The organism is Streptomyces sp. CCM_MD2014, from assembly GCF_000772045.1.
GTDB classification, from domain to species: domain Bacteria; phylum Actinomycetota; class Actinomycetes; order Streptomycetales; family Streptomycetaceae; genus Streptomyces; species Streptomyces salinarius.
Genome location: NZ_CP009754.1, coordinates 2,648,569 through 2,663,319 on the forward strand (window position 1 = coordinate 2,648,569; position 14,751 = coordinate 2,663,319).

Annotated in this window: 20 protein-coding genes; 5 read left to right on the forward strand and 15 right to left on the reverse strand. The window is 70.0% G+C overall.

Annotation, left to right across the window (positions count from 1 at the left end):
- Positions 1–36: 36 nt before the first annotated feature.
- Entirely contained in the window at positions 37–249 is a 213-nt protein-coding gene (locus NI25_RS11335; RefSeq protein WP_030188592.1) for a hypothetical protein, read from the reverse strand.
- 378 nt (positions 250–627) lie between these two features.
- The gene (locus NI25_RS11340) at positions 628–909 is read right to left on the reverse strand and encodes an acylphosphatase (RefSeq protein ID WP_061442345.1); all 282 of its coding nucleotides are present in this window, start codon (positions 907–909) and stop codon (positions 628–630) included.
- A 184-nt stretch (positions 910–1,093) separates the two neighbouring features.
- On the opposite strand from NI25_RS11340, the gene NI25_RS11345 reads away from it, so the two are divergent.
- Positions 1,094–2,305 (forward strand): CAP domain-containing protein, encoded by a 1,212-nt coding sequence (locus tag NI25_RS11345; RefSeq protein WP_061442346.1) that lies wholly within the window; start codon positions 1,094–1,096, stop codon positions 2,303–2,305.
- A 20-nt stretch (positions 2,306–2,325) separates the two neighbouring features.
- Here the strand turns inward: NI25_RS11345 and NI25_RS11350 are convergent, their stop codons facing one another.
- The 5 genes from NI25_RS11350 to NI25_RS39375 are packed head-to-tail and all read right to left on the reverse strand — an operon-like array spanning position 2,326 to position 6,053.
- A complete protein-coding gene (locus tag NI25_RS11350) occupies positions 2,326–3,567 on the reverse strand; it encodes a tyrosine-type recombinase/integrase (RefSeq protein ID WP_061442347.1) in 1,242 nt (413 codons plus the stop codon).
- Positions 3,567–3,761, reverse strand: a complete 195-nt coding sequence (locus NI25_RS11355) for a helix-turn-helix domain-containing protein (RefSeq protein ID WP_061442348.1) — start codon at positions 3,759–3,761, stop codon at positions 3,567–3,569. The genes NI25_RS11350 and NI25_RS11355 overlap by 1 nt, the downstream gene beginning before the upstream one ends.
- Positions 3,758–5,185: a replication initiator protein RepSA gene (gene repSA, locus NI25_RS11360; RefSeq protein ID WP_078884596.1), complete on the reverse strand. Its 1,428-nt coding sequence runs from the start codon at positions 5,183–5,185 to the stop codon at positions 3,758–3,760. Before repSA ends, NI25_RS11355 begins: the two co-directional genes overlap by 4 nt.
- Positions 5,182–5,919: a helix-turn-helix domain-containing protein gene (locus NI25_RS11365; RefSeq protein ID WP_148315122.1), complete on the reverse strand. Its 738-nt coding sequence runs from the start codon at positions 5,917–5,919 to the stop codon at positions 5,182–5,184. The genes repSA and NI25_RS11365 overlap by 4 nt, the downstream gene beginning before the upstream one ends.
- Positions 5,916–6,053, reverse strand: a complete 138-nt coding sequence (locus NI25_RS39375; protein ID WP_158508441.1) for a hypothetical protein — start codon at positions 6,051–6,053, stop codon at positions 5,916–5,918. Before NI25_RS39375 ends, NI25_RS11365 begins: the two co-directional genes overlap by 4 nt.
- A gap of 279 nt (positions 6,054–6,332) precedes the next feature.
- Between NI25_RS39375 and NI25_RS11370 the strand changes: the two genes are divergently transcribed.
- The 3 genes from NI25_RS11370 (at position 6,333) to NI25_RS11380 (ending at position 8,465) form a co-directional block, all read left to right on the forward strand.
- A complete protein-coding gene (locus NI25_RS11370) occupies positions 6,333–7,091 on the forward strand; it encodes a GntR family transcriptional regulator (protein ID WP_061442350.1) in 759 nt (252 codons plus the stop codon).
- On the forward strand, positions 7,088–7,636 hold the full coding sequence (locus tag NI25_RS11375) for an AAA family ATPase (protein ID WP_267886331.1): 549 nt from the start codon (positions 7,088–7,090) through the stop codon (positions 7,634–7,636). Before NI25_RS11370 ends, NI25_RS11375 begins: the two co-directional genes overlap by 4 nt.
- Before the next feature lie 412 nt (positions 7,637–8,048).
- The gene (locus tag NI25_RS11380; RefSeq protein ID WP_061442351.1) at positions 8,049–8,465 is read left to right on the forward strand and encodes an Imm10 family immunity protein; all 417 of its coding nucleotides are present in this window, start codon (positions 8,049–8,051) and stop codon (positions 8,463–8,465) included.
- A gap of 169 nt (positions 8,466–8,634) precedes the next feature.
- Here the strand turns inward: NI25_RS11380 and NI25_RS11385 are convergent, their stop codons facing one another.
- Positions 8,635–9,042 carry a hypothetical protein gene (locus NI25_RS11385; RefSeq protein WP_228955508.1) on the reverse strand — a complete coding sequence of 136 codons (408 nt, stop codon included), beginning with the start codon at positions 9,040–9,042 and terminating at the stop codon, positions 8,635–8,637.
- 177 nt (positions 9,043–9,219) lie between these two features.
- On the opposite strand from NI25_RS11385, the gene NI25_RS11390 reads away from it, so the two are divergent.
- Positions 9,220–9,624, forward strand: coding sequence for a winged helix-turn-helix transcriptional regulator (locus NI25_RS11390; RefSeq protein WP_061442352.1), 405 nt, complete (start codon positions 9,220–9,222; stop codon positions 9,622–9,624).
- Here NI25_RS11390 and mutM read toward each other — a convergent pair.
- The 7 genes from mutM to rsmD form a co-directional block, all read right to left on the reverse strand.
- Complete coding sequence (gene mutM / locus NI25_RS11395; RefSeq protein ID WP_061442353.1) at positions 9,614–10,474, reverse strand: bifunctional DNA-formamidopyrimidine glycosylase/DNA-(apurinic or apyrimidinic site) lyase; 861 nt, start codon at positions 10,472–10,474, stop codon at positions 9,614–9,616. The two genes, NI25_RS11390 and mutM, sit on opposite strands and share 11 nt — an antisense overlap.
- Before the next feature lie 103 nt (positions 10,475–10,577).
- A complete protein-coding gene (rnc, locus tag NI25_RS11400) occupies positions 10,578–11,408 on the reverse strand; it encodes a ribonuclease III (protein WP_061442354.1) in 831 nt (276 codons plus the stop codon).
- 7 nt (positions 11,409–11,415) lie between these two features.
- Entirely contained in the window at positions 11,416–11,589 is a 174-nt protein-coding gene (gene rpmF / locus NI25_RS11405) for a 50S ribosomal protein L32 (RefSeq protein WP_003951102.1), read from the reverse strand.
- A gap of 2 nt (positions 11,590–11,591) precedes the next feature.
- A complete protein-coding gene (locus tag NI25_RS11410) occupies positions 11,592–12,245 on the reverse strand; it encodes a YceD family protein (RefSeq protein ID WP_061442355.1) in 654 nt (217 codons plus the stop codon).
- Between the two features lie 145 nt (positions 12,246–12,390).
- Positions 12,391–13,506, reverse strand: coding sequence for a hypothetical protein (locus NI25_RS11415; protein ID WP_061442356.1), 1,116 nt, complete (start codon positions 13,504–13,506; stop codon positions 12,391–12,393).
- Positions 13,507–13,638: 132 nt separating this feature from the next.
- Positions 13,639–14,118 carry a pantetheine-phosphate adenylyltransferase gene (coaD, locus tag NI25_RS11420; RefSeq protein WP_107071696.1) on the reverse strand — a complete coding sequence of 160 codons (480 nt, stop codon included), beginning with the start codon at positions 14,116–14,118 and terminating at the stop codon, positions 13,639–13,641.
- 26 nt (positions 14,119–14,144) lie between these two features.
- Positions 14,145–14,732 carry a 16S rRNA (guanine(966)-N(2))-methyltransferase RsmD gene (rsmD, locus tag NI25_RS11425; protein WP_061442357.1) on the reverse strand — a complete coding sequence of 196 codons (588 nt, stop codon included), beginning with the start codon at positions 14,730–14,732 and terminating at the stop codon, positions 14,145–14,147.
- Between the last annotated feature and the right edge of the window lie 19 nt (positions 14,733–14,751).

Genomic DNA, 14,751 nt, shown 5'->3' on the forward strand with positions numbered 1-14,751 from the left:
CAACCACTGCTGTGCCGTAGTGGAGCGATGCAGTGATCAGGTGAGCGCAGGCTCCGCCTGGTGTGCGTCAACGCTCTCCATGCTCTCCATGATCCTGTCGTGAGAAGCGGCAGCCGCCAGCGCGTCCTTCTCCGCCTGGATTCGTCCGAGCTCGGATTCCAGGTCCTGGACGCGCTGCTGGAGCCGTCGCATCTCGGCGAGGAGTCGAGGGTCGGAGCCGCCGACGTAACCGAGAAGCGCCTTTGCCATGATGGATGGTCCTCCACAATGAGTGACCGACCGAAGCGGTGTGGGTCGTCAGGGAATCGCACCCGCGGTGCTTGGCACTATGGAGTTTTGCTGCCGTTCAACCATGCCAAACAGCTAAGGTGCGCGGGGCTTTCAGCGTCTCACCAAAAAGTTTGACGGTCAACACGATCACGCCCCGTATCGGCGGGCGCCCGGGGGCACGCGGCCGGAAAACGGCGGCGCGGCGACTCCTGCGGACCCCTCGGGGCGTGGCGATCATTCTGCGTGCGGAGCCTCCCACGGGCGGCCGCCCTTGGCAACCACCTGCCCGTTTTCGTTCCGGCCGCCTCTGCGGGAGGGGGTCCTTCCGGTGCTCTGGGGCCCTCGCGCGACCGGTCGTCAGCGGATGGCGAAGCCCTCGTAGCCCCCGCGGGGTGTGTCCCAGATCTCGGTGACTCCGTCCACGCGTCCGGGCGTGTCGTCACCGCGCAGCCAGTCGAGCAGCCCCTCGCAGCGCTCGCGGGGGCCCTCCGCGACGACCTGGACTCGACCGTCGCCCAAATTGAGAGCAAAACCACTCATCCCGCCGAGTTCCAGCGCCCTGGCCCGCGTGAACCAGCGGAAACCCACGCCCTGGACCTGTCCGCGCACCCACGCGACCAGTCGTACATCCTCGCTCATGACTGCAACCTAACCAGTCAATGTCCCGCGCGACACTTCACCCCCAGGCGCCATGCGGTACCGTCCCGGTCCAATGAATCCCACATGAAACTCACTCGATCGTGTGAGTTTCGTGTTGATCTTGAGCAAAGTCGACCGCAGGGCACCGCCCCCGCGCGAGGACGAGGACGAGGAAGGCCAGGACATGGGACGCCACCGACGCTCCGCCGCCGGCCGCGCCGCCACGGGCCGCGCCACGGGGGGCCAGGAGACGGCCGGTACGACGACGGGACGGGGCAGCGCCCCGCAGGCACCGGACGAGACCCCCGCGATGGGGATCGCCCCCTACCTGAACCCCGAGGCGTACGCCGAGGTCCGCGCCAAGAGCGACGCCTACCTGTTCGCGGACGGCCCGGACGGCGAGGCCCCGCAGGCCGGCCGCACCGTCGCCTTCCCCGCCGAGGGGTACACGCCCGACGCCGGCTCGGGATCCGGCGGAGGACGCCGCCGTCGCCGCAAGAAGGCGGCCGCCGGTGTCCGCACCGGTCTCCTCGGCGTGTCCGCTGCGGTCGCCATCGGCACGGTGGCGGTGGCCACGGGCGCGGTTCCCGGCCTCGACAACTACCGGATCGGTGGCGACAGCAGCACCGGCGGCGACCCGGTGCGGGCCCAGGAGGTCCCGACGAACACCCCGTCCCAGCAGGGCGGCACCTCGGGCAGCGCCGGCCCGGGCCGGGGCGACGACGCCGCCACGAGCCGCGGCACCGACCGCTCCGCCTCCCCCTCCCGGTCCTCCTCGTCGCCGTCCGCGCCGAAGGAGTCGCAGGGGGCGGAGAAGGAGTCCGCCAAGGACTCCCCGTCCCCCTCGCAGTCCTCCCCCGCCGCCTCGGCACCGGCCTCGAAGCCCGCCGCGCCGGCCGGGACGCCGTCGAAGACCAGGACGCCGAAGACGCCCCCGAGCGCCAAGCCGAAGCCCACGCCCTCCCGCCCGGCCGCCGGGGAATCCTCCAGGCCCGGCACGCCCCCGGCCGTCTCGGAGGAAGCCGTCGCCGAGGCGCAGGTGGTGAAGCTGGTCAACGAGGAACGGGCCAAGGTGGGCTGCAGTCCGGTGGCCGCGAACAGCGCCCTGGGCGAACTGGCCGGGGACTTCAGCCGGGCCATGGCCACCCAGGGCTTCTTCGACCACACCGACCCCAGCGGCGCGACCCCCTGGGACCGGGCCGCCGCGGCGGGCATAAGCGGCCTCGGGGGCGAGAACATAGCCCGCGGCCAGGCCGACGCCCAGGCCGTGATGGACGCCTGGATGGCCAGCCCCGGCCACCGGGCCAACATCCTGAACTGCGACTTCACCACCCTGGGCGTCGGAGTCCACTTCGGCTCCGGCGGCCCGTGGTGGACACAGGACTTCGGCTACTGAGATAACCGCAGGTCAGAGGGTTAGGCGCCCTCGTGGGCCGCGTCCGGGCCGTCAGCGGCGGGCTCCTCGTCAGAGAAGACGCGATCCACGGCAGCCCGGGTCCGGGTCCCGCTCGACGGCATCAGGTGCGTGTAGGTCCGCAGCGTGAAGCCGGGGTCGTGGTGACCCAGGTACTCGCTGAGAGCCTTGATGCTCTCCCCCGCGTCCAGCAGCACCGAGGCGTAGAAGTGCCGCAAGGCGTGCATGCCGTTGTCCCGACCAGGCTCGACACTCGCGGCCCGAAGTGCCGGCCGCCACACGCGATCGTTGAAGCGGCTCCGGTCGAGCGGCAGCCCGCCAGGACCAGTGAAGATGAGCGATGCCGTGACAGGCGGACCATCGAGGTTCTTCCACGGAAGCGTGATCCGCGTCGCGGGGTGGCGCTTGAGGTGAGCGGCCAGGGCGAAGGCGACGGACTTGGGGAGAGGGACGTCACGTTCCTTGCCACCCTTGGGCGGAGCGAACACCGGCCGGTGTGTGCGCAGTAGCTTGACCTGCCGGACGACGTGGACCACTCCCCCGAGGAAGTCGACGTCTTCCACGGCCAGGCCGAAGACCTCTCCTTGGCGCAGGCCGCACCCGGCAGCGACGTTCACAAGCGCCTGGTAGCGGTCTGGCAGGACCGAGCGCACATCCATGATCCGCTCAGCAGGCCACGGCTTGATCTTGCGAGGCTCCAGACGCGGCGCACGCACGGACCGAGCGCTACACGGGTTGGCGCGGATGATCCGGTCTTCCATGGCGGAGGTGAACACCGTCGACACGTGGGCGAAGATGCCGCGTCGGTACCCGGCGGAGAGCCCACGGTCCTCCAGCGTCCGCAGCCAGACCCGCAGATGCGACGGTGTGAAGGAGGCCAGAGGCCGAGAGCCCAGGTACGGAATCGCATGCAGGCGGAGACGGCTTTCCACCGACTCACGGGTCAGCGGGTCAGTGATCTGCGAGGCCATCCACTCAGTGGCGTACTGCTCGAACGTGACCTTGCCAGCCACGGGGTCCACGTAGTCGCCGCGCGACATGTCGGCCTCGATGTTGGCCAACCACTGCTCTGCCTTGCGCTTCTGCTTGTCCGGGAAGCTCTTGGACTTCTCGGAGCCGTCGGGGCCGACGTAGCGGGCGCGGTAGCGCAGGCCGATGCCGAAGCGGTCGGTCTTGACCTTGACGGTCTTGCCGTCGGTGCCGGTGTCGACCTTGTACCAGCGGTCTTGCACGTGTCCGGCCATCAGGCGGCCCTCTCCATCTGGGTCTCGACCCAGACGCGGACGTCTTCGGGGTCGAAGCGAAGGTGCCGGCCGACGCGGAAGCCGCGCGGTCCGGTCTGCTTGCGGCGCCACTGGTAGACGGTCTCGACCGGGATGCCGAGGAGGTCGGCCAGGTCGACGGGGGTCAGGTAGCGGTCGGGCAACGAGCGCTTCATGCCCACACCTCCATGTCGTCCATGTCGTGCAGGTCAGCGAGTGCTTCGCGTGCTGTGTCTCGGTTCAGGCGCAGGTCCCGGGCGATGCTGGCAGCGAGCCAGGATTCGCCGGGGCTGTGGCCTTGTCCGGCGTAGGTCCAGTGGGCGAGGACGAGCGTGGAGCCGTCGGTGTCGTCGAGGTCTTCGGAGAGCCCGCGTTCGCGGTGTTCCTGGCGTGCGCGGTAGTCGGCGCGGGTCTGGCGCAGGGCGCCGAGGGTGGTGGAGTAGCGGCGGGACTTGGTGGAGAAGTGCCCGCGGAAGCCGAGCATGTGAGCCCACCGGGCCAGCAGCCGGTCAGGGTAGGCGGCATCGAGCAGGCAGCACGCTTCGATCAGCCGCCGCGTGTGCGCGGGCAGGTCGAGCCGGTCGAGTTCCGAGAGCTCCCCGATGCGGCGGTCCACGGTGCCGGTGGTCTCGGCGGCTTTGGTGGCGTACTTGGCGACGTAGGAGGCGACAGCCTGTTCGGTCAGTTCCTCGTGGCCCAGGGCGCCGATGGGCTGCACGTCGACCTGCGTTCCCCAGTGCAGGGTGCGGGCGGGGAAGTCACCGGCAGCCGGGACGGGGACGGCGACGCGGGCGGCGGCGGCCCGGATCGCGGCGTCCAGGAGAGCGACGGTGGCCCACGCGGGCGGGGCGGTGTCGGGGCCGTCCGGTCCGTCGAGGCGCACTACTGCGTGGAAGTGGACGGCACCGCGTTTCTGGAATTCGGCGACCTTGCCGAAGGAGACCCGGCATTCCTCGCGCAGGGCGGCTTGGGTGATGCCCGCGCGGGCGGCGATCTCGCGGCGCAGGTAGATGGTGAAGCGGCGCCACAGGTCCCCTGCGTGGTTGTTCCACAGCACCGCCCCGGCGTAGTCGTACCGCCCAGGGTCCAGGGCCGTGCCCAGGGCGGGGTCAGTCTCGCCGTGCTGGATACCGCAGCGGCAGCGGCCGGAGGCGGGCCGGTTGTGGACCGGACCGAAGGACGGTGCAGTGAGGGTGGCGAAGACGCGCGGGTGATCCCGCACGGTGGCGGGCACGTCCTTGCGTTCGTCGCCGGTGATCCCGGCGCGGATCAGGTGGTAGGTGTCTCCGGCGTAGGTCCAGGCGCAGGCGGGGCAGCGGGAGGCACGGCGGTTGCCGCAGGCCACCCGGAGGCGTCCGCCCGGCTCTTGGTCGGTGGAGTAGGAGTAGAGGACGTCGCCGGTCTTGGCGTCGCGGGTGACCGTGGAGCCTTGCAGGTGGATCGGGTTGGAGCAGCCGCCCGTGCGGCGGATCTGCTCGCGCCAGCGGTCGAAGCCCGGAGTATTGGCGACCCGCAGGAGGTCAGCGAGGGTGAGGGGGTCGGTGCCCACGGCCGACGCCACGTCAGCGACGGCAGCCGTGGGAACGGGCAGGTGCGTCACGCGGCCACCGCCCGCAGGTGAAGGGTGGCGGGCCGGGTCGGGGTGGCCGTGGCGTATAGGTGATCGAGGGTGGCGAGGTAACCGCCGACCATCGGGGCCGAACCCAACCGGCGCAGGTGCAGGACCGGAGCCAGAGCCGGGGTGAGTCCGTCGATCGGCGTCGTGACCAGCAGGTCATCATCCGCGCGCATCACGTCGGCCCGCAGACCGGGGTGCGTCGACAGGCGCAGGCCGGGGACCGCCAGCAGCGAGGGGAACACGTCGCCCAGTCCGGTGACCGGTCCGGCCGGGTTCTCCGGGGTGACGATGCGGACGCGAACACCGGCCGATGCCTTCTCGGCGAGCAGGGTCGGCAGGTCCCAGACCGCATCGGCCAGGAACAGCAGGTTGGACACTGCCAGATCGATGACCGTCGTCGCGTTGGCCAGGGTGGAGCGCCACAGGCTGTAGGGGACGGTGGAGCGCATCGGGTAGCAGGCGACGACCTCATCCTGCGCGGTCGGGGTGGAGCGGTGACGCTCACCGAGCTTGGGCCACAGGTGATAGGCGTCCGCTCCGAGGAGCTTCGCGGCGGCTTCCGCGTTACGGGCGTGCGGAGTCCGATCCGAGTTCAGCCAGCGGTCGACCGACTTCGGGTCGATGCCGAGGTGATCGGCCAGGCCCTCGATCGTCACGTTCGCGGCGACCATGGCGCCACGCAGCCGCTCATTACCGGTGATCGTCGCGGTGCTCATGCGGCCACCGCCCCAGAGAGCGAGGCGAGCGACTGGCCCGTCTCCCAGACGAAGGGCAGGGCCACCGGGCAGCGCTCCCGACCGTGGACCAGGACGCCGACGCCGTTCACGTTGATCCAGTCGAGCCCTCCCACCGCACCGCAGGCCCAGCACGGCGAAGGGACGACCACAGCGTCATCACGGCGGGACAGCGGAGCGGCTAACCGCGTCGGGTGCGAGCCAACAGGCATCACGGGCATGATGGGACTTCCCTTCGAGGGAGCCAGGGGCGGCGGTTCTTCTTGGCGGTTGAGGCGCCGTCCCTGGGCAGGCGATGTTGTGCTGGATCTCTCATCCCTAAGGTTCCCTAGGGCACCTTAGGGTGTCAAGCGGTACGCTAGGGAAGTAGCCACTGAGACAAGGGAGCTGACGCAATGGCGGACCAGGCAGACAATCGAGCGCCCTATGCGCAGATTGCCGCCCACTACGCGGAGCTGATCACGTCTGGCGAACTCCAGCCGGGCTCGCTTCTGCCGAGCATCAAGAACCTGTCGCAAGAGTGGAGCGTCAGCGCCGCGACAGCCGAGAAGGCGTTGCGGAAGCTGCGTAACGAGGGCCTGGTCAGGGGCATCCACGGCATCGGGACCGAGGTCCTAGACCGCCCCGCCCCTATGTCCTCTGGGGCTCAGCGCCAGGACCGAGGCCGCCGCACCGGGTCCAGCTGGGGAACCGGCGAACGGTCCGACTCGCATCAGGCTTCGGTAGTGCCGGCGCCCGCAGAGGTGGCCCAAGCATTGGACCTCAAGCCCGGCTCGAACGTGATCCGACGCAGCCGGGTCTACCGTGACCGACACGGCATCGTCGCGCACTCGACGTCATGGATTCCCGTCCGGTACGGAGAGCTGATCCCACAGCTCACGAGCAGCGAGCGGCTGACCGGGGGAACGTCACTGCAACTCATCGCGCAGGTAACCGGTCGCCCTATCACGCACCGGTTCGACACCGCGTCGGCTCGACTGCTCACCCTCGAGGACGCGAAGCTGTTGGAGCTGGACCCCCAGAAGGCCCCGCGGGACCCGGTGGTCGTCATGACTGCGAGGTTCGTCGACAGCGAAGGCGCCGTCGTTGAATACGGCGTCGACCTCGGCGGCCCCGGTCGTACGTGGCAGACGGAATCGGAAGTCACCCAGTGAACGGCGCGCGCCAGCCGTTCTGTGTCCTCATGGTGGGGCTCCCCGGCTCAGGGAAGACGACTCTGGCCCGTGTGCTAACAGCACGAGGGTTCGTCAGGCTCTGCCCGGACGAAGAGATGTTCCGGCGCCATGGGGTGTACGGGGTCGACTTCCCCCGAGGGACGTTCCCGACCCTTGAGCGGCCGATCCTCGAAGAGACCGCCGTCCAACTCCGCGAGGAGCTCCAGGCCGGTCACGACGTGGTGGTCGACCACGGCTTTTGGACGCCGGAAGACCGCGCCCACTGGCGATCGATCGCTACCGAAGGTGGCGCGATTTCGGTGGTCGTCTACCTGGAGGCCAGTCACGAAGAGCTGTGGTCGCGCGTCAGTAAGCGCAATGCTCGGCACGAGGACGACCCGAACTCGATCTACTTCGCCGAAAGCGACCTGATCCGCTATCGCAAGCGGTTCGTGGCCCCAGAGCCCGACGAGCCGCACCTTGTCTACAACGGGGACCCCGAGTCTGTACTTAAGACGCTGCACTCGGAGCTGGACCGCGCATAGCCGGAAGCACGAAGCCACCCCGGCACGAGTTACAGGTTTCTCTACCTCATCAAGCACCCGTCGTCGCTTCGCTCCTCCGGGCGGGCGCGGGCGGCCGGCGGCGCCCGCGCTCATGTCTCCGCCCCGCTCGGCACCGCCGGCCGCCCGTGCCCGCCCAAGAGGCAGGCATACAGGCATGAGGTCAGGACACGTCGTGGCTGGGGCGGTCGGCTCCACGGCTTTAGGCAGCCACTTTGGGGCGAGCCTCTAAGATCATGGCCCCAACGTCGTGCTGCAACGGGCAGGTCCACAGACTGCCCGACTCGCCGGAAGCTTAAGGGGCCATGATCACTCGCCCCAAAGCAGCTCCAGCCCAAAGCCGCTCCGCCGACCTCACGTCATCGGCCGTTGCAGGCCCTGGTAGAACACGCGTGTGACCTACAGATTCACTGCGAATATCGCCTACGGGTGGCACGAACCGGGGCCAGACATCTATGCCCTGACTGCCGGAGTTGCCGAGTCGGACGGCGGAGAAAGCTTCGCGCTTGAGTTCCAGTGCGGCTTCGAGGAACCCGATGCGCAGAACATCCGCAACGGCTGCGACTCCTACTGCGTTGTCACCCCCGACCAGGGCACCGCGTACGGATGCGTGCGCACGGTGGAGCTGGAAGGAGACATCCTGCGGGTCACGTTCGACCCCGATTCCTTGGAAGCCCTGTTCCTTGATGATCCGGTAGTGGAGGCAGTGCTACATGCACCGGCCGCGGACATAGCTCGCATGAGGGAGGCACTCACGCGCATCCTCACCTACGGCCGACCGGACGCGCTCCCGATCGTGGTCGGGGTCTGAACTACGGTCGTCGCTCGGGCCGTCCCCGGGCCGTGCGGGGGTACTCAACGACGACCAACGCTGACAACCACCGACAGCTAAGTCGCAGGTCGCAGCGTTGATCGATTACATGACCGCAGGTCGGAGACCCGGCCCCGCACTTCTTCGGCTACTGAGCCAACGGCAGGTGTCACGTGGCCCGTTCGAAGCTGTCGGCCCCGAACCCTTCCCACTCGACGGTCATGCCGTGCGCGGTCAGTCCGTAGACGCGCCCCACGGAGCGGTCGGTGTTGCCGTCGTCGCACGTGAGCCGGATGACGTGCACCCCGTCTTCCCTGGCCGCGTTTCCCCGGCAATGGCGGTCGCCCGTCAGTTCGACCTTCGCGCCCTCGATGCGAAGCACGAACACTCCGCCCGGCCCAGAACTCCAGGTGGCGGACTGGGTACCCCAGGTGCCGCCGAGCATCGCGTCGACCGACGTCGGCGAGGGCGAGGGCGAGGCCGACGGCTTGGCCCCGTCCGGGTCGGTGCCTCCGCATCCCGACAGTGCGACGACGGCAGCCACGATCACGGCGCCCTTGCCCACCTGCTTGATCACGTCACCCCTCCGGCGGACCAGCCACCAGGGCCGGCACCGGGGGCGGCCTCGCTGGTCAGAAGACGTTGAGACTATCAACACACTGGTGGCCGCGGAGTGCGTCCGAGGTCGCGCCTCCTGCTGCCCACCACCCTGCGCACTCTGCGGCGCAGCGCTGTGCTCACGTACGCTGGGGGCATGTCGACCACGCAGGAGCGGACGGCGGAGCAGGACCTGCCGTACGACGTGTTCTCCCGGGCCTGTCCCTCGCGCGGCACCCTGGAGCACGTCACGGGGCGCTGGGGCGCGCTGACGCTGGGCGCGCTGTACGAGGGGTCGTTCCGGTTCAACGAGCTGCGGCGCCGGGTGGACGGCGTCAGCGAGAAGATGCTCGCGCAGACCCTGCACGCGCTGGAGCGCGACGGGCTGGTGCACCGCGAGGCGCAGCCCACCAACCCGCCCCGCGTGGACTACGAGCTGACGGCGCTGGGGCGCGAGGTGGCCGGACGGCTGCTCGCGCTCATCGAGTGCGTCGAGGGACGGATGGACGAGGTGCTGGCGTCGCGCGAGCGGTACGACGAGCGGCGGACGCCTACGGCGTGACCCTCGGCGGTCGCTGGCACTTCGGGCAGAAATAGCTGGAGCGGTTCATCCAGGGCCGGCGGCGCATCGGTGTGGCGCAGCGGCGGCAGGGCAGGCCCTCGCGGCCGTACGCGTCGAGTGAGCGGTCGAAGTAGCCGGACTCGCCGTTGACGTTGACGTACAGGCTGTCGAAGCTGGTGCCGCCCACGGCGAGGGCCGCGTTCATCACGTCCCGGACGTGGCCGAGGAGTTCCGTGGTGCGGGGGCGGGTGAGGGTGGCCGTCGGGCGTTCGTAGTGGAGGCGGGCGCGCCACAGGGCCTCGTCCGCGTAGATGTTGCCGACGCCGCTGATCAGGGACTGGTCGAGCAGGGCCCGTTTGATCGTGGTGCGCTTGCGGCGCAGGGCGAGGTGGAAGGCCTCGTCGTCGAAGAGCGGGTCCAGCGGATCGCGGGCGATGTGGGCGATGACGTCGGGCAGTCCGTCGGCGGACGTGTCGTGCAGGGAGAGGCCGCCGAAGGTGCGCTGGTCGACGAAGCGGAGTTCGGTGCCGAGGGCGTCGGCGAAGCGGACGCGGACGCGCAGGTGCTTCTCGGCGGGTGTCTCGTGCGGCTGGACCAGGAGCTGGCCGCTCATGCCGAGGTGGGCGAGTACCGCCTGGCCGGTGTCCTCCAGGGGCAGCCACAGGTATTTGCCGCGGCGGCTGGGGGTGCCGATGCGGTGGCCCTCGAGGCGGTGGGCGAAGTCGTCGGGGCCGGCGATGTGCCGGCGTACCGCTCGCGGGTGCAGGACCTCGGCGTCCGCGACGGTCCGGTGGGCGACCCAGCGCTCCAGGCCGCGCCGTACGACCTCTACCTCGGGCAACTCGGGCATGGCTTCCCCTCGGGTGGGCCGGTGGACGGGACCGGTGGACGGATGACGAGCCGAACGCCCGCCCCGGAGGCGGGGCGGGCGTTCGGACCGTGCGGTGGGTGGGTCAGGCGGAGGCGGACGCCTCGTCGGGGTCCACGTCGACGGCGTCGGCCGTCGCCTTGGCGCGCTCGTCCGCCGCGGCCCGGATGGACCGCCACGCGGATTCCGCGGCCTGCTGCTCCGCCTCCTTCTTGCTGCGGCCGGTGCCGGTGCCGTACGAGACGCCTCCGACGCGGGCGGCAGCAGTGAAGGTCTTCTCGTGGTCGGGGCCGGTCTCCGTGACCAGGTACTCGGGGACGCCGAGCCCTTCGGTCGCGGTGAGCTCCTGGAGGCTGGTCTTCCAGTCCAGGCCGGCACCGAGGTTCGAGGACTTCTCGATCAGCGGGTCGAACAGGCGGTGCACCAGTTCGGAGGCCGCGTCGAGGCCCTGGTCGAGATAGACCGCGCCGATCACCGCTTCGAGGGTGTCGGCGAGGATGGACGCCTTGTCCCGGCCGCCCGTGCCCTCTTCACCGCGTCCGAGCCGGATGAAGGAGCCGAGTTCGAGCCCGCGGCCCACCTCCGCCAGCGCACGCGAGTTGACCACCGCGGCCCGCAGCTTGGCCAGCTGGCCTTCGGGCAGGTCGGGGTGGGTGCGGTACAGCGTGTCCGTGACGACGAGGCCGAGGACGGAGTCACCGAGGAACTCCAGCCGCTCGTTCGTCGGCAGACCGCCGTTCTCGTACGCGTAGGAACGGTGGGTCAGTGCGCGCACCAGAAGGGCGGACTCGAGCTGGTAGCCGAGCCGCCCTTCCAGAAGCGTGTGGGACGAGGCCTGGGTGTCCGCCTTCTTCTTGGCGGGTGGGTCCGCCTTGGCGTCTTCCGCCTTCTTGGGGACTGACACAGTGCCTCTCACCAGCCGCTCAGACCTCGAGGACCTGGCGCTTGTTGTAAGTGCCGCAAGACGGGCACGCGATGTGCTGCTGCTTGGGCTCGTGGCAGCGCTCGCACGCAACCAGGGTGGGGACCGCAGCCTTCCACTGCGACCGGCGGTGGCGCGTGTTGCTGCGCGACATCTTCCGCTTCGGAACAGCCACGGCTACTTCTCCTGCTTCTCGGCGGCGTCCGCGGAATCCGACCCGTCGCCGCTCATCTCGTCCTTCTCGCCGTCTCCGAGTGAACCGGCGAGTCCCTGCAATGCCGCCCAACGAATGTCGACGGCGTCGTGGTGGTGGTCAGGGTCGTCCGCCAGGCGCACTCCGCACTGGGAGCACAGGCCCGGGCAGTCTTCCTGGCACACCGGCTGCATCGGCAGTGCGAGCACCACCGCGTCGCGCAGCACGGGTTCGAGGCCGATCAGTCCGTCCTCGACGAAGAGCCTGTCCTCGTCGTCCTCGGCGTCGTCGCCCGGTTCCGCCACGGGGCGGCCACGGTCGTCGGCGTCAGGGTACGAGAACAGTTCCTGGAAGTCCGCTTCGAGCTGCTGCTCGAGCGGCTCCAGACACCTTACGCACTCTCCCTCGGCCCTGGCACGGGCGGTGCCTGTGACGAGCACACCTTCCATGACCGACTCGAGCCGGAGATCGAGCTCCACCGGGGCGCCTTCCGGCACTCCGATGACCCCCTGGAGACCGAAGTCCTTGGGGGCGTCGACCGTGCGGGTCAGGCGCTGGAGCGCACCGGGCCGCCGCCCCAGCTCGTGCGTGTCGAACACGAGGGGGTCGCGGTGGTCGAGGCGCGCGTTCAGAACCATTCCTGCTTTCGGTCTTCGTGGGTGGGGGGCGCCGCCCTTCGGTGTTCCCGGGCAGCGGCGATCGCGGACGTACGCGCGACCGAAGAGCCAGGATACTGGACCATTCGCTCTCGGCCCAATCCGGGCCGGGCGACCCCCTCGCTCCTCAGAGTCCGCGGCCCTGTTCGTAGGCCCTCAACTGCTCGGCGCTGATCATGCTGGTGTCGAAGAGGCTGGTCTCGTCGAGCGCCTGCGGCTGGGCCTGCGCCGCGTGCGGGGGCTGCTGCGGGGGCTGGGGGTAGCCCTGCTGTCCGGCGTACGTGTGCTGCCCGCCGTCGTACGGGTAGCCGTACGGATCGGTGCCCTGCTGCGGGTAGCCGTACGGGTCCTGCCCGCCGTCGTAGGTCTGCTGGTACGCCGCGTACGGGTCCGGCTGCTGCTGCGCCGCGTAGCCGTACGCCGGTTCCTGGGCCGGCATCTCCGGCACGGCCTGCGCGGGCACCTGGGCGGCGGCGGGCTGCTGCTCGCCGTACTGGGGCTGCTCGGCGGGGGCGGCCGGGGCGTCGGCGAGGCCGGCCAGGCCGGCGAGGTAGTCGGCGTCGCTGGAGTGCTGGACGGTGGTCGTGTCGTCGGCGAGGGCACCCAGGTCGTCGGTGGCGATGCGGCCGTGCAGCTTCTGGCGGCCCTTGCCGACCGCTTCCAGCGTCTTGGCCAGCACGGCCTCGAAGGCGCCGAGCTTGGTGTCGACGTAGGCGTCGGCGTCGCGGCGCAGGGTCTCGGGGTCGTGGCTGCGCTCGGGGGCGTCCTCGTCCTCGTAGCCGTTCTCGTCGAGGCCGGGTCCGGTGCCGAGGAGCTTCTCACGGCCGCGGCCGACGGAGCCGAGGGTCTTGGTGAGGACGACCTCGAAGTTGGCGAGCTTGGAGTCGACGTAGTCGTCGGCCTCGGCACGGACCTCCTCGGCCTCCTGGCGGGCCTCGGCGAGGATCCGGTCGGCCTCGGCCTGGGAGCGGCGGGCGACCTCGGTGTCGGCGATCAGGGAGCCGCGCTCGGCGTGTGCGCTCTCGATGATCCGCTCGGCCTCCTGGCGGGCCTGCGCGACCATCTGCTCGCGGTCGCCGATCAGCTCCTGTGCCTGGGCGAGGGAGCCGGGCAGCTCGGCGCGGAGCTCTTCCAGCAGCGAGAGCAGTTCGGCGCGGTTGACCACGCACGAGGCCGACATGGGCATGGCGCGGGCGCCGGAGACCATCGCGGTGATCTCGTCGAGCTTGTTCTGCACGTCCACCGTGTGCTCGCCACTCTCTACAGCTGTGTTGGAGACGGACGGGACGACTGTACGACCCTGGGGTGTCCGGGGGACACCGGGTGACGGATTGTCAGTCCCCGCGGGCTGCGGCGGTGGTCGCGCGAGGGACGGTCAGCGGTTCCTCAGGCGCTCCGTGAGGGCTTCGAGGACCAGCGGCGGCACCAGGTGGGAGATGTCGCCGCCCCAGGTCGCGACCTCCTTGACCAGGGAGGACGACATGAAGCTGTAGGTCGGGTTGGTGGGGACGAAGAGGGTCTCCACACCCGAGAGGCCGTTGTTCATCTGGGCCATCTGCAGCTCGTAGTCGAAGTCGCTGACCGCGCGCAGGCCCTTGACGATGGCCGGGATCTCGCGCTGCTTGCAGAAGTCGACGAGCAGACCGTGGAAGGACTCCACGCGGACGTTGCCGTACTCGGCGGTGACCTGGCGGATGAGGTCGATCCGCTCATCGATCTCGAACAGGCTCTTCTTGGACCGGTTGATCATCACCGCGACGTAGACCTCGTCGTAGAGGCTGGAGGCACGGGCGATGATGTCGAGGTGTCCGTTGTGGATCGGGTCGAATGACCCGGGACAGACGGCACGGCGCACTTGTGTTCCCTCGCTCTCCGGTCCGGTCATCGTGCGTCTTCGCACGTAGAGGCGGCGCGACCGTACCAAAACGTTCCCTCGCCGTAGCGACGGGACCTGATCGCCTCGAAGTCGTCCGGCCAGCGGAATTCGCCGCCTCTGGTGCTGCGCTCCACGGTGACGAGCGCTTCCGGCGCGAGCCACCCCTGAGTGCGGAGTGTGAGCAGGATCTCCCGAAGATCGTCGTCCGAGACGGCGTACGGCGGGTCCAGGAAGACGACGTCGTACGGCTCCGCCGGGGCCGGAGTGCGGATGATCTGTTCCGCTTTGCCCACCCTGACCTCGGCGCCGGGCAGACCGAGGGACGAGACGTTCCCGCGGACCGTGCGGGCGGCGCGGGCGTCGGCCTCGACGAGCAGGACGTGCCCGGCGCCGCGGGACAGCGCCTCCAGGCCGACGGCGCCGGACCCCGCGTACAGGTCGAGGACCCGCTCGCCGTCCAGCGGGCCGCCGAGCAGGGACTGCCAGGTGGAGAACAGGCCCTCGCGCGCGCGGTCGGAGGTGGGGCGGGTACCGGTTCCCGGCGGGACGGCCAGGCGACGTCCGCCGGCCTTGCCGGCGATCACGCGGGTCATGTCTGCGTCCTTGTCGGTG